The organism is Acidimicrobiales bacterium, from assembly GCA_025455885.1.
Lineage (GTDB): Bacteria > Actinomycetota > Acidimicrobiia > Acidimicrobiales > Acidimicrobilacustridaceae > Rhabdothermincola_A.
Genome location: JALOLR010000002.1, coordinates 133,900 through 146,852, shown reverse-complemented (window position 1 = coordinate 146,852; position 12,953 = coordinate 133,900). Strand labels below are relative to the sequence as shown.

The 12,953-nt window shown below is 71.2% G+C and carries 13 protein-coding genes and 1 tRNA gene; 5 read left to right on the top strand and 9 right to left on the bottom strand.

All coding sequences use genetic code 11. The features are described 5' to 3' along the window. Window positions 1-188: 188 nt before the first annotated feature. The 6 genes from MUE36_02300 to MUE36_02275 form a co-directional block, all read right to left on the bottom strand. Window positions 189-347, bottom strand: coding sequence for a hypothetical protein (locus MUE36_02300; protein MCU0309759.1), 159 nt, complete (start codon window positions 345-347; stop codon window positions 189-191). Continuing rightward, complete coding sequence (locus tag MUE36_02295) at window positions 344-544, bottom strand: hypothetical protein (protein MCU0309758.1); 201 nt, start codon at window positions 542-544, stop codon at window positions 344-346. Before MUE36_02295 ends, MUE36_02300 begins: the two co-directional genes overlap by 4 nt. A 237-nt stretch (window positions 545-781) precedes the next feature. Beyond that, window positions 782-1,930 (bottom strand): site-specific integrase, encoded by a 1,149-nt coding sequence (locus MUE36_02290; protein MCU0309757.1) that lies wholly within the window; start codon window positions 1,928-1,930, stop codon window positions 782-784. Between the two features lie 101 nt (window positions 1,931-2,031). Beyond that, window positions 2,032-2,103 (bottom strand) — tRNA-Arg (locus MUE36_02285). Window positions 2,104-2,178: 75 nt separating this feature from the next. Continuing rightward, the gene (locus MUE36_02280) at window positions 2,179-3,732 is read right to left on the bottom strand and encodes an HNH endonuclease (protein ID MCU0309756.1); all 1,554 of its coding nucleotides are present in this window, start codon (window positions 3,730-3,732) and stop codon (window positions 2,179-2,181) included. 128 nt (window positions 3,733-3,860) lie between these two features. Further along, complete coding sequence (locus MUE36_02275; GenBank protein MCU0309755.1) at window positions 3,861-4,688, bottom strand: hypothetical protein; 828 nt, start codon at window positions 4,686-4,688, stop codon at window positions 3,861-3,863. 134 nt (window positions 4,689-4,822) lie between these two features. Between MUE36_02275 and MUE36_02270 the strand changes: the two genes are divergently transcribed. After that, window positions 4,823-5,068 (top strand): CsbD family protein, encoded by a 246-nt coding sequence (locus tag MUE36_02270; protein ID MCU0309754.1) that lies wholly within the window; start codon window positions 4,823-4,825, stop codon window positions 5,066-5,068. A gap of 87 nt (window positions 5,069-5,155) precedes the next feature. Here MUE36_02270 and glsA read toward each other — a convergent pair whose 3' ends face one another. Beyond that, entirely contained in the window at window positions 5,156-6,190 is a 1,035-nt protein-coding gene (gene glsA / locus MUE36_02265) for a glutaminase A (protein ID MCU0309753.1), read from the bottom strand. 146 nt (window positions 6,191-6,336) lie between these two features. On the opposite strand from glsA, the gene MUE36_02260 reads away from it, so the two are divergent. Further along, window positions 6,337-6,903, top strand: coding sequence for a TIGR00730 family Rossman fold protein (locus MUE36_02260; GenBank protein ID MCU0309752.1), 567 nt, complete (start codon window positions 6,337-6,339; stop codon window positions 6,901-6,903). Between the two features lie 88 nt (window positions 6,904-6,991). After that, on the top strand, window positions 6,992-7,870 hold the full coding sequence (gene ppk2, locus MUE36_02255) for a polyphosphate kinase 2 (GenBank protein MCU0309751.1): 879 nt from the start codon (window positions 6,992-6,994) through the stop codon (window positions 7,868-7,870). A gap of 26 nt (window positions 7,871-7,896) precedes the next feature. Here the strand turns inward: ppk2 and MUE36_02250 are convergent, their stop codons facing one another. Beyond that, window positions 7,897-8,433, bottom strand: a complete 537-nt coding sequence (locus MUE36_02250) for a DUF4190 domain-containing protein (protein MCU0309750.1) — start codon at window positions 8,431-8,433, stop codon at window positions 7,897-7,899. A gap of 120 nt (window positions 8,434-8,553) precedes the next feature. On the opposite strand from MUE36_02250, the gene dacB reads away from it, so the two are divergent. Then, window positions 8,554-10,266: a D-alanyl-D-alanine carboxypeptidase/D-alanyl-D-alanine-endopeptidase gene (gene dacB / locus MUE36_02245; GenBank protein ID MCU0309749.1), complete on the top strand. Its 1,713-nt coding sequence runs from the start codon at window positions 8,554-8,556 to the stop codon at window positions 10,264-10,266. Between the two features lie 53 nt (window positions 10,267-10,319). On the opposite strand, the gene MUE36_02240 is transcribed toward dacB, so the two are convergent. Beyond that, window positions 10,320-11,516, bottom strand: coding sequence for a cytochrome P450 (locus MUE36_02240; GenBank protein ID MCU0309748.1), 1,197 nt, complete (start codon window positions 11,514-11,516; stop codon window positions 10,320-10,322). 158 nt (window positions 11,517-11,674) lie between these two features. Here MUE36_02240 and MUE36_02235 point away from each other — a divergent pair, with 158 nt between their 5' ends. Beyond that, on the top strand, window positions 11,675-12,928 hold the full coding sequence (locus MUE36_02235) for a YibE/F family protein (GenBank protein MCU0309747.1): 1,254 nt from the start codon (window positions 11,675-11,677) through the stop codon (window positions 12,926-12,928). Window positions 12,929-12,953 lie beyond the last annotated feature (25 nt).

Genomic DNA, 12,953 nt, shown 5'->3' with positions numbered 1-12,953 from the left:
GTCTCTGTTCACGGTGGCTGACGTCTATGGCTACTATCGGAACTTTCGAATTCATGGCTAGGGTTGCAAGATCTACGACCGCAAGCGCGTCCGCGAATCTGCGGTCTCCGCCCAAGTCGAGCTTGATCGTGCGAGGATTCGTGCAGACTCTTGCGGTAGCTTCGATAGGAGCTTTCTCGGCAGCATTTCTAGTGGTCGTCTATGCCTTTGGCGCGGGCTATCTCGGTGGTCTGCGTTTGCCATCGCCCTGGAATGTTGTGACGGCCTTCGGTCTTGCCTCGTTTCTTCTGCTTGTCGATGCGCTGCTGCTCCGCAGATTTCTTTTCCGGCGAGATCGGCTGATTCACTGACCTTGTCCCGGCGGGTCACGAGCGCACAACGGCCCCGCGAGTTTCGCTTCGCCGAGCGAGTCGAGGCGGTCCTGCACGGCGAGCAAGAGACGACGGCACCGATGGAGCAGGTCGGCCTTGCGTCCTCGATGCCCGAGGGTCTCGTTCTTCACCCGCCGGCTGCACTCGTCGAGCTTGGCGCTGGTGTGCTCCATGACGTGGAGGGGGTCGCGACCTGGACTTCGCCGGGGAGCATCGAAGACCGCCCGTTCTGGCCCGACAGGTCCATCACCGGCCTGTCGACCTGATCCCGCCGACTGCGGAGTGCGTTTCGTCAGCCACGCTGCAAGGGCTGCGAGATCACGGCCCGAGACCAGGTCGAGGGTCCCCGCTGCGGGCATCGACGAGCTGGGTCGACCAGCGTTGAGCCCGGAACGTCGGGCAAGGTGTGGTCACGCATTTTCGGGCGGCTGGAGCGCGTCGTCGACCAGCTGTGCCGCTCGGCCATCCGCTCGTGGGAGGGCGTGGGCGTAGAACCGGTGGGTGGTGGAGGGATCACGATGCCCGAGTCGTTCGGCGACGACCACAGGAGCCTCTCCTGCGTTGAGCAGCAGGGAGGCGTGCCAGTGGCGGAGGTCGTGCAGGCGACCGGTGTACCCGGCGCGATCGCGCAGCCGCCTCAGCGCCTGGGTCAGTCGGGAGGGCCTCCATGGCTCGCTGCCGTCCGCAGAGTCGGACAGCACGTAGGCGTCCTCGGCCAGGTCATGGCCGCAGGTCTGCGCCCGTTCGAGCATCTCTCGATGGTGTCGGTCGAGTCTCTCGAGGGTGGTGCGGTCGAGCTGCACGATCCGCTGCTGGTGGTTCTTGGCGTCGCCCACCACGAGCGGCTGGCCAGGGACCTGCTTCACGGCCCGCCGGATGGCGCAGAGGCCGGAGTCGAAGTCGATGTCGCTCCACCGCAGTCCGCACACCTCGCCCCGCCGTCCGCCCATCGCTGCGAGGACACGGAAGGCGACGCCGAGCTCCGGCTCTTTGCTCTCTTCGGCCACCTGGATGAGTCGGGCCACCGCTTCGATCGATTGGAGCTGCATCTGCCGACGAGGCTCGGGTGGGGGAGATGCACGATCCGAGACGTTGTCCGGCACCCACTCCCACCGAACGCCCTGAGCGAGTGAGCGGTGGAGCAACGCGTGGTAGCGGCGCACCCGGGCGGGGGAGGAGCCCCCTCGAAGAAGAGCGGCGTAGAACCGGTCACAGTCGGACGCCCGCAGTTTGCGCAGCGGCTTGTCGCCCACCTCCTCGATGATGCGGTCGGCCATCCGTCGGTAGCCGTGGAGTGTCGTGGGCTCCCGCCCGAGAGCCTCCAGGTGCTCGAGGACCGCATCGAAGAGCTCGGCGAGTCCATGCGGATGAGGTGCCCCTGTGCGAGCAACCTCGATGAGCAGGGTGGCTCGGAGCTCGTTGGCCTCCTTCACCGACCCTCGGATGGTGCGGGTGACCTGACGGCCCTTGCCGGTCTTCGGATCGACGCCCCCGTAGACGCGGACCTCGAAGTAGCCGGGTCGCTTCTCTCGAATGCCGGGAGCGAGTCTCGTGGGCATCTTCGGAGCGTAGCCCAGAAGTAGTGGGACACTTGATGGGACAAGCGGCCTAGTTACTTAGCCGGCAAGGTCTCGTGATGCTCTGACCTGGGATTATCCTGTGCCCCCGCCAGGATTCGAACCTGGGCACACGGTTTAGGAAACCGATGCTCTATCCCCTGAGCTACGAGGGCGGGGGACGACGCGGCACGCGCCGCGTCGCTGTGCCGGAGCGTATCCGTCGACCGGTCAGCGACCCGCCGGTGCCGTCAGGCGGCGCGGGCGAGATCGGCGAACCGACGTCGGGCGGCTGCGGCTGCGGCGTCCTCGTCCACGGCGGGCTCGGACGAGAGGTGCAGGTGCCAGCGGTGGCCGTGGTGGACCCCGGTGCGGTGCAGGGGCCGGCCGTCGTCGTCGCCGGGGAGCGACCCGGCGCCGACCGGCTCGGGGAGGAGCTCGTCGAGCGGTGGGAGCCGGAGCGGGAGACACAGCGCCGATCGGGCCCGTGGCGGTGGGGACGTGAGGGAGATCCCGTCGGGGCGGGTGAAGGTGAGGGTGCCGTCTCGGGCGCAGGTGAGCGCCCATCCCTGGCGGTGCACGACCCCGTGGTGGGAGCCGCACAGCCCGACCAGGTTGGCCAGGCTCGTCGGGCCGCCGTCGGTCCAGCGGCGGAGGTGGTGAGCGTCGATCCACTCGGCGGAGGCATCACAGCCGGGGAACCGGCAGCCCTGGTCACGGACGACGAGGGCATCGCGCAGGGCGCCGTCGGCGAGGCGGATGCGTCGACCGTGGTCGAGCACGCGGCCCCGGGCGGTGACGAGCCGCTCGATGGTGGTGCCGTCGCCGAAGAGCTCGCGCACCGCCGCCGGGGGGAGGCGGTGGCCGTCGGGGGCGGTGGCGGCGCCCGTCGAGGCGACCAGCGCGTGGCGCAGCAGCGCCTCCTCGACGAGGGACGTGGGGCGGGCGGCGAGCAGCAGGTCGAGGTCGGCGGCGGTGCGCACCCCGAGCGCGGCCAGCATCGCCGCGTAGAGATCGGGCAGATCCATCACCGCCACGACGTGGGGGTGCTGCCGTCCGGGTCGCTGGCCGCGGCTGTCGTGGTGGTCGAGCACGAAGCGAGTCATGGCCCGCAGCGCCTCGCCGCGCCGCTCGGCGGCGGTGCGGAACCCACCCGGCTCGTCGGGCCGCTCGAGCACGCGCAACGCGCTCGTCAGCAGCTCCGCGGTGAGCGGATCGAGATCGCCGTCGAGGATCCCTCGACCGCCCATCGTGCGTGACAGGTGCACCCTGGCATCCACCGGCGCCGGGGCATCGGTGGCGGCGGGATCGGGGGCCAGGACCGACTCCGCCCGCAGCACCCATTCCCGCACCGCGATCCTCGTCCGGGCGGCGTCGAGGCCCACCAGGCACGGCGACACCTCGGCGTCGTGGTCGGCGTACAGGTCGACCAGGTGCGTGGGGACCAGCGCCGTCACCGTGTCGACCTGCGCCCCGCTCACCCCACCGGTGAACCACAGCCCGGCCAGCTCGGGCCAGCGACCCAGCCGCAGGGCCCGGACCGCCAACCGCTTCGCCTCGCGGTCGGTGAGCCCGCCGTTGGCCTTCAGCCACCCGACCGGTGACCGCCACCCCTCGACGTCGTGGCCACCGGTCGAGAAGAACCGGACCAGCGCCTCGCACAGCCGGGCCTCCAGCCGGTCCCGGGCCTCCAGCAGCGACCGCACGACCGCGTCGTCGCTCCCGTGGCCCACGCCCGGGTCCGTGCCCACCTCCGCATCCGCCTCCACGCCCGTCTCGGTGTCGCTGTCGCCCTTTTCGGCCATACCACCAGTCTACCGAACAGGCGTACGAAACACAGCTAGAATTCCAGACAATTACTGTGATTTCTGGCTGCCGATCCACCGTGCCCGACGGGCCGACGGACCCGGATGGGCGAGGGGTCGCCCCGTCGCTACCAGTCGACCTCGGGGGTCGGCGGGAAGAGGCGGGGCCGCTCGGCCATCAGGCGCTCGCAGTCCCAGTCGCCCTCGACGGGGATCAGGATGATCGGGCTCTTCGAGCGGTCCTCGTACTGGATCCACTCGGCCTGGGTGAGGAAGATGTCGTCGGTGGCGGCGATGACGAGCTGCTCGGAGCGATCGTCCACCGTGCCCGTGAGCGAGCCGTCGGCCTGCTCGTCCACGACGTAGGCGAAGATCTCCCGGCGGGCCAGGTAGATCTCGCCGCTCAGGTCCTCCGAGACGCGCACGGTGGCCGTCACCCCCGGCTTTCCGTCGCCGTCGTCGTCGGCGATGCGCGGATCGGAGGGGTCGGTGGGCAGGGGATCGTCAGCCGGGTTCACGAGGTCCACGCCGATGCCCGTCGGGGTCTCCGGGCGCGAGATCCGCGCCCGGCCGTCGGTGACGGTGAGCGTCACCGGGGTGGGGATCGGGATGATGGCCTGCGTCGCGGTGTCGGAGAGCTCGACGCTGATCGGCTGGTCGCTGCGGTGCTCCGAGCTGCAGAACGAGTCGGTGGCCACCAGCTGGCCGTCCTGCTCGGCGAGGTCGGTGAACCCGTAGCTGATGATGAGTGTCTTCATGTCCGTGCTCTGGTACGCGACCACGTCGTAGTGGGCGTAGCGGCCCGCCAGTCGCGCCCCCGGTGACTCCGGCGGATCGCCTTCCGCCGCCTGTCCCGAGTCGGCCCCGCAGCCCGCCGCCACGAGCAGGGCCGCGGCGAGACCGGCGAGCCGTCGCGCTCTCCGGGAGGGGACGACGGGGGATTCGGCGAAGAGCATGGGCAACTCTCGCAGACGGCGGGATGCCACGGGAAGCGCGATGCCCGCGTCCTGGCACCGGACCGGTTGCACGGATTCCGCGGCGCGTGGGTAGGGGAGAGCTGTTCCACACCCCGAACCGAAGGAGCACACCGATGGGTGATCACGAGAGCGGCCCGGCCGCAGGGCTGTCCGGCATCGTCGAGGACGTGAAGGGCAAGGCCAAGGAGGTCGCCGGCAACGTCACCGGCAACGACGCCATGGCCGACGAGGGCGAGGCCCAGCAGGAGAAGGCCCGCAGCGAGCGCGAGGTCGCCGAGAAGGAGGCCGCCGCCGAGAAGGCCCGCGCCCAGGCCGACGTGTCCGAGGCCGAGCAGCGCGCCGCCCAGCGACGCGACTGACCCCCGACGCCCCGGGGCGACGTGGAGCCAGGGGTGGCTCCCGGCTCGCCCCGGGGCCGGGCGGGCGTGTCTGCGCCGGCGTGCCGCTCAGCCGTCGTCGGTGCGGCGTCGCCACGGCCGATCGGGGTCGAAGAGGTGCATGTCGAACCGCTCGGAGAGCTCCTCGAACACCTTGATGCCTCGGACGCTGTTCCCGTGACGGTCGAGGCGCGGGGAGAACACGGCGATCCCGCCGACGTCGGGCAGCGACCCCACGATCCCCCCGCCGACCCCGCTCTTGGCCGGGATGCCCACCGTGTAGGCCCACTCGCCGGCGTAGTCGTACATGCCGCACGTCAGCGCCACGGTCAGCAGGTCGCGGGCGAACGTGCGCCCCACGGCCCGCTGCCCGGTGAGCGGATTCACGCCGGCGTTGGCCAGCGTCGCGCCGATCACGGCGAGGTCGCCGACGGTGACGAGGATCGAGCACTGGGCGAAGTACAGGTCGAGGGTCTCCTCCACCCGGTCGCTGATGATGCCCCGGCTGAGCATGAGGTAGGCGAGAGCCCGGTTGCGGTTCCCCGTCGCCCGCTCCGACGCCCAGACCGCCTCGTCGACGACCGGCCGCCGGCCGAGCCACGCCTCGAACGTGTCGAGCACCGCGGCGAGGCGGGCGTCGAGCCCGGTCCCGGGCACCATGTCGGTGACGGCGATGGCCCCGGCGTTCACCATCGGGTTCGGGGCCCGGTTGCCCACCTCGTCGAGCTCGATGGCGTTGAACGGGTCGCCGGTCGGGGCCACGCCCACCCGGCGCAGGACGGCGTCGCGCCCGTGGGCGTCGAGCGCCAGGCCGTGCACCACGAGCTTCGAGCTCGACTGGATCGTGAACAGGTCGTCGGCGTCGCCCACCTCCACGCCCTCGCCCCGCACCGTCATGGCCGCGATGGCGAACCGGTCGGGATCGACCCGGGCCAGCTCGGGGATGTAGTCAGCCGGCTCACCGTCGGTGACGTCGGCGAAGCGCCGGTGCAGCTCGGCGCAGCTCTGGGCGAACCAGAGGCGGCGTTCGTGGTGGTCGGCGGTCATGCCCCTCCGGGGGTCGTCGGCAGCGGGTCGGGCCGCACCGTCGTAACGGACGGACACGCCGCCCTCTCTACCAGAGCCGACCCCTGCCGGTCGCGCCCGGGCCGGCCGGCGACCCCGGTCGACCGCTCTACGCTCGTTCGGCCCGGTCCCGACCCCGAAAGGCCTGCGTGCCCCCGACGAACACCTCCCTCCGATCGATCGCCGTGTTCTGCGGTTCCGCCCACGGTGCCGACCCGGCCTTCGCCGAGGCGGCGGTGGCGCTCGGCGAGACGCTCGCCCGGCGCGACCTCGGGCTCGTGTACGGCGGCGGGCAGGTCGGCCTCATGGGGGTGCTGGCCGACGCCGCCATGGCCAACGGCGGCCGGGTGCACGGGGTCATCACCCGGGCCCTGGCCGAGCTCGAGGTGGCCCACCCCGGTCTCACCGAGCTCGAGGTCGTCGAGACCATGCACGGCCGTAAGGCCTCCATGGCCGACGCCGCCGATGCCTTCGTGATGCTGCCCGGTGGCTTCGGCACGCTCGACGAGTTCTTCGAGGCGCTCACCTGGACCCAGCTCGGCGTCCACGCCAAGCCCTGCGGCGTGCTCGATGTGGCCGGGTACTTCGCGCCGCTCCTCGACTTCCTCGACGGGGCCTCGGAAGCGGGACTGCTGCGCCCCGAGCACCGCTCCCTGGTGATGATCGAGCGCGACGCCGACGCGCTCCTCGACCGCCTGGTGGCCTGGGAGGATCCCGGCGTCGACCGGTGGCTCACCCCCGACGAGCGTTGAGCGGTCGGGGCCGCCGGGGCCGCCCGTCGACTCGTCGCTTCGGCGCAGATCGACGGACGACCGGGGTCGCATTGCTACCGTCGATGCGATGACGAAGTCCGATGACGACGACGGGGGCACGCACCACGGCCGCTCGGAGACGAAGGTGAGCGAGAAGCGGTTCGGCCCGGAGGCCTACACCAGCTCCGGCGCGCTGCGCAGCGAGGTGTACGAGGCCGAGCTGGTCCGGCTCCAGATCGAGCTCGTGAAGCTCCAGGAGTGGGTGAAGGCCCAGGGCCTCCGGGTCGTGGTGATCTTCGAAGGGCGCGACGCCGCCGGGAAGGGCGGGGTCATCACCCGCATCACCGAGCGCACGAGCGGACGGGTCATCAGGGTGGTGGCCCTCGGCATTCCGAGCGACCGCGAGCGCACCCAGTGGTACTTCCAGCGCTACGTCGAGCACCTCCCGGCCGCCGGGGAGGTCGTCCTGTTCGACCGCTCCTGGTACAACCGCGCCGGTGTCGAACGGGTGATGGGGTTCGCCACCGAGGAGGAGGTGGAGGAGTTCATGCGCTCCTGCCCCCAGTTCGAGCGGATGCTCCAGCGCTCGGGAATCATCCTCATCAAGTACTGGTTCTCCATCAGCGACAAGGAGCAGGAGCACCGGTTCAAGGCCCGCCTCAAGGACCCGACCAAGCACTGGAAGCTCTCGCCGATGGACCTCGAGTCACGCAGCCGGTGGGAGGACTACTCCTGGGCCAAGGACGAGATGTTCGCCTACACCGACACCAAGCTCAGCCCCTGGTTCGTGGTCGACGGCGAGATCAAGCGCAACGCCCGGCTGAACTGCATCAGCCACCTGCTCTCCCAGATCCCCTACGACGACCTGACGCCGCCGCCGCCGGAGCTGCCGGTGCGTCCGAAGTCCACGGGCAAGCGGGTCCGCCCGCCGATGGACACCCAGACCTTCGTGCCCGAGCTCTACTGAACGGGCCACGGACCGGCCCGGGGCCCTCAGCAGTCGGGGTCCTGCAGGAACCGCGACTCGTCACAGATCCCGTTCGACGGGTCGCTGTTGATCTCCAGGTCGTTGTCGCTGCCCACGTTGATCAGCACCAACCATCCGATCAGGAAGATGACGCTCAGCACGACCGACACGATGCCCATGATGAGACCGGCCTTGGCACGGCCGATCAGCGGTTCGCCGGGCAACTTCTTCGCGGCGGACATGCCGAGGGCGCCCAGGACGATGGCGATGACGCCCAACAGGGAGCCCAGGCCGCAGAACCAGAAGGTGACCAGGGCGACGATGCCGAGCACCATCGCCGTCGTCGCCATCCCGTTCGACGGGGCCTGCGTCGGCATCTGGCCGGTGGGCGGCTGCCCGTACGGGTTCGCGGCGGGTGCCTGGTAGCCGCCCGACGGCTGGACCCCGCCCGGCGGCGGCGGGGTCGCCGGTGCGCCGCCGTAGGGAGCCTGCGCCGGCTGCGAGGGGTACCACTTCCCGTCGCTGGCCTGGTACCAGTCCGGCCCACCGGGTGCGTCGCTCACGAGTCCCCCTCCGACCCACGCGGTCACCGACCCCCGGGCCGCCTCCTGGGTGCACGGCGAACGTAGCAGCCGCTCTCCGCCGCGTCGGGCGATCCTGTCCGGCCTGACTACCGTGCGGCGATGCTCACCGCCGCACGCCCGCGCACCGCACCGTCCGCACGACGGCCGGGAGGCACCGGTCGATGGTTCCTCGCGGTCGTCGCCGCGCTGGCCCTCGCCGCCGCGGCGTGCACGAGCGACGAGGCGTCGAGCCCGGACAGCACGGTCGGGGGGGCCGAGCTGCCGCAGGAGATCCTCGACGTGATGGGCAAGCCCCGCTACGCCGACGCGACCTGGCTGTTGCTGGCCCGCGACGTCGAGACCGGCGAGACCCTCTACTCGCTCAACGCCGAGGAGATGGCCTTCACCGGCTCCACCCGCAAGCTCTTCTCGGTGGGCTCGGCGCTCACCGCCCTCGGCCCCGACGCCCGCCAGACCACCACCGTGCACCGGGAGGGCGAGGTCGTCGCCGGCACGCTCGGCGGTGACCTGGTCCTGGTGGCCGGAGGCGACCTCACCTTCGGGGGCCGGCGCATCGACGCCGACACGGTCGAGTTCACCAACCTCGACCACAACGACGCCAACAACCTCGGTGGCTCCCAGCTCACCCCTCAGGACCCGCTCTTCGGCCTCGACCAGCTCGCCGCCCAGGTCAAGGCGGCCGGCATCGACACCGTGTCGGGTGACGTGGTGGTCGACGCCCGGTACTTCGAGCCGTACCGCGTGCCCAACGGCAAGCTGTTGATCACGCCGATGATCGTGAACGACAACCAGGTGGACGTGCGGGTCACCCCCACCGAGACCGGACAGCCGGCCGACGTGCAGTACCGCCCCCGAACCGAGGCCTTCACGGTCGAGGGCCAGGTCGTCACCGCCGCACCGGGCACCGAGAGCGACGTCGCCCTCGGCGGCACCGAGGACGACATCACCGAGCAGGGCGCGCTCCGCCTGATCGAGTGCCTCGGGCAGGCCGGCTGCTCCGGCACCGTGGAGGGGAGCATCGCCACCGACTACGCGGCCCCTCTCTCCGGCGACCCGGAGTTCGTGCAGACGTTCCGGGTCGAGGACCCCGACACGTTCGCCCGCATCGCCTTCATCGACGCCCTCCGACGCGCCGGGGTCACGGTCACCGCTCCGTCCATCGCCCCCAACGACCCGGCCGCCCTCCCGCCGGCGTCGCCCTCGGCCGCCGACACCCGGGTCGCCGCCTTCGAGTCGGCTCCCTACGCCCAGAACGCCCAGCTCGTCCTGAAGGTCAGCCTCAACCTCGGGGCCAACCTGTCACTGAGCCTCTTCGGCCTCACCGAGGGCGAGCGGACCGTCGACGGGGCACTCGCCGCCGAGCGCACGTTCCTCACCGAGGAGTTCGGGATCGACGGCGCCCAGTTCGACTTCCCCACCAACGGCAGCGGCTCACCCGACAGCAGAGCGACGCCCGAGGCGATCGTCAGCCTCCTCGTGGCGATGGCCGGTACCCCGAACGCCGAGGTGTTCAAGGACGCCCTGCCCGTCCTCGGGGTGAACGGCTCCCTGGCCACCACCGGCACCGACCTCCCGGCCGCCGGCAAGGTCTTCGCCAAGACCGGCACCACCGTGGGCCCCGGTGCCGACGACGGACCGCCGGTGCTCGTCGCACAGAACCTGGCGGGCTACATCGAGACCAGGAGCGGTCGGACCGTCGCCTACGCCCTGATGGTCAACGACGCCGGCGAGCTCGCCGACTTCGAGACCGACATCGGCGGGGTCTTCACCGACGAGGCCGTGATCTCGAACATCCTCTACGAGACCCTCTGACCCTCCGACTGTCCTGATCCTCGGGATCGCCGGCCGCGGCCGTGACCGTCGGATCAGCCGGTTCGCACGGGCAGGCGCTCCCAGCCCCGCACCGTGGAGGTGCGGGCCTGTACGGCATTGTCCCAGTCGACCTCCCAGGACGGGAAGCGGGTCAACACCTCGTCGAGGGCGACGCGGCCCTCCAGTCGGGCCAGCGCCGCTCCCAGGCAGAAGTGGAGCCCGTAGCCGAACGAGAGGTGGTGGTCGATCCGCCGCCCGATGTCGAAGCGGTCGCCGTCCGGGAACTTGCGGTCGTCGCGGTTCGCCGACCCGTTCAACAACAGCACGACGCTGCCCTCGGGGACCTCCTGGCCGTGGTGCTCGACGGTGGCGGTGACGTAGCGGGCCTGCACGGGCGACGGTGCCTCGTAGCGGAGGATCTCCTCGATGGCGTTCGGCACCAGCGAGCGGTCCTCCACCAGGCGGCGGCGCTGGTCGGGGTGCTCGGCGAGCACCTTGCCGGTCCAACCGATGAGCCGGGTCGTCGTCTCGTTGCCGGCCGCGGCGAGCAGGTTGACGAACCCGAGGACCTCGTCGCGGGTCAGCCGCCGCTGCTCGCCGTCGAGGTCGACGTACTCGGCCTGGAGCAACTCGGTCATGAGGTCGTCGGAGGGGTGGTCGACCCGCCAGTCGATGTACTCGGCGAACGCCTCGCCCATCTCCCCGAGCTGCGCGTTGGGATCGGGGGCCTTCCCCTCCTCGAGCCGGAGGCCCTCGTCGATCCGGTCGCGGAGCGCCTCCTGGTCGCTCTCGGGGATGCCGAGCAGCATGCCGATGGTGCGCATCGGCATCTGCGCACCCAGGTCGGCGATGAAGTCGAAGCCGCCCGACCCGACCAGCGGGTCGAGGGTCAGCGCGCAGAACTCACGCACCTTGGGCTCGATGGCCGCCATCTTCTTCGGGGTGAACACCCGTGAGAGCACGCCGCGGTGCAGGTCGTGGCCCGGTGGGTCCTCGAAGATGATCGATCCGGCGGGCAGCTCGATGTCGGCCTTGATGAGCTCGAGGAGAGTGCCCTTCGCCGAGCTGTACGTCCGCCAGTCGACCAGGCAGGACTCGACGTCGGCGAAGCGGCTGAGCGCCCAGAAGTCGTAGCGCTCGTTGCGGTAGAGCGGCTGCTCCTCGCGCAGCCGCCTCCACACGGGGTACGGGTCCGAGTCGATCTCGAAGTCGTACGGGTCGTAGTAGAGCTCGGGCTCGGTCGTGGTCATGAGCGGTTCCACCCTCCGGTCCGGCGCCCTGCGCCCGCGCCCGGCGGGGCCCGGGGCTCCCCTCGTACATGACGCCAGTGTCAGATTAGTGGCCCGGGCGGCGTCGCACCAGCCGGGCATCGACCACCGCGGCGGCCCGGATCGCCATACTCGGAGCGGTGTCCGGGCATCACGCCGCTCATGCGTCGACCGACGCCCGTCTCCGCCGGGGGCTCACCGTCGGGGTCGCCCTCGTCGCCGTGCTGGCCGTCGCGGCGATGGCGTGGCTCTGGCCGCGGGGCGAGGCGCCCGAGCTGAACCCCGGCGGCGCCACGCTCGAGTTCGTCGACGCCACCGTCACCTCGGTCCGGGTCGACGACTGCCTGAGCATCGAGGTCGTCGGCGCCGCCACCGAATGCCAGTTCGTCGCCGTCGAGCTCACCTCCGGCGAGCGAAGCGGCGGGGCGACCTTCACGATCCAGGCGAGCGACCTCTCCAAGCCCGACCTGGCCGCCGGCGACGAGGTGGTGCTGGCCCGCAACCCGCAGGCGCCCGAGGAGTTCCAGTACAGCTACGTCGACAAGCAACGCGACGTCCCGCTGCTCCTGCTGGGAGCGTTGTTCGCCGCGGCCGTCGTCGCCTTCGCAGGGTGGAAGGGAGCCAGGGCGCTGCTCGGCATCGGCGTGGCGCTGGCCGTGATCATGGTGTTCCTCCTGCCGTCGCTGCTGCGCGGCGACCCCGCGCTGCCGGTCGCCCTCGCCGCCACGGTCGTGATCGCCTTCGCGGTCCTGTACCTCGCGCACGGTCTGAACCCGTCGTCCACCGTCGCCCTCGTCGGCACCCTCGTCAGCCTGGCGGTCACGGCCGTGCTCGCCCAGGTCTTCGTGGGCATGGCCGGCTTCACCGGGCTGCTGGGCGACGAGGCGATCACCCTCAGCATCACCGCCGAGGTGATCGACCTCCGCGCGCTGCTCGTGGCCGGCATCGTCATCGGTGCCCTCGGCGTCCTCGACGACGTCACCGTCACGCAGGTCTCGACCGTCGTCGAGCTGCGACGGACCTCCCCGGACCTCACGCGGCGCGCCCTCTACCGCTCGGCGGTCCGGGTGGGCCGCGACCACATCGCCTCGGTGGTCAACACGCTGGTGCTGGCCTACGCCGGTGCGTCCCTGCCGCTGCTGTTGGTGTTCCTCCAGGGCAACCGGCCCTGGGAGCGGGCCCTCACCAGCGAGCTCGTCGCCGTGGAGATCGTCCGCACCCTGGTGGGCAGCATCGGGTTGGTCCTCGCCGTCCCGCTCACCACCGCCCTCGCCGCGCTGGTCATCGCCGAGGCCGACCCGGCCGTCGGCGACCACGAGGCGATCGACCTCGGCCCGATCGACCTCGGCCCGTTCGACACCGGCTCCGCCACCGACCCCGCGGTCGAGCGCTGAGGCCGGTCAGCGCCCGTTCCGTCAC

Coding starts and splice junctions, on each gene's coding strand:
- MUE36_02270 (MCU0309754.1), top strand. CDS start 4,823: ATGGGTGATCACGAGAGCGGCCCGGCCGCAGGGCTGTCCGGCATCGTC.
- MUE36_02280 (MCU0309756.1), bottom strand. CDS start 3,732: ATGGCCGAAAAGGGCGACAGCGACACCGAGACGGGCGTGGAGGCGGAT.
- MUE36_02290 (MCU0309757.1), bottom strand. CDS start 1,930: ATGCCCACGAGACTCGCTCCCGGCATTCGAGAGAAGCGACCCGGCTAC.
- dacB (MCU0309749.1), top strand. CDS start 8,554: ATGCTCACCGCCGCACGCCCGCGCACCGCACCGTCCGCACGACGGCCG.
- MUE36_02240 (MCU0309748.1), bottom strand. CDS start 11,516: ATGACCACGACCGAGCCCGAGCTCTACTACGACCCGTACGACTTCGAG.
- MUE36_02275 (MCU0309755.1), bottom strand. CDS start 4,688: ATGCTCTTCGCCGAATCCCCCGTCGTCCCCTCCCGGAGAGCGCGACGG.
- ppk2 (MCU0309751.1), top strand. CDS start 6,992: ATGACGAAGTCCGATGACGACGACGGGGGCACGCACCACGGCCGCTCG.
- MUE36_02295 (MCU0309758.1), bottom strand. CDS start 544: ATGGAGCACACCAGCGCCAAGCTCGACGAGTGCAGCCGGCGGGTGAAG.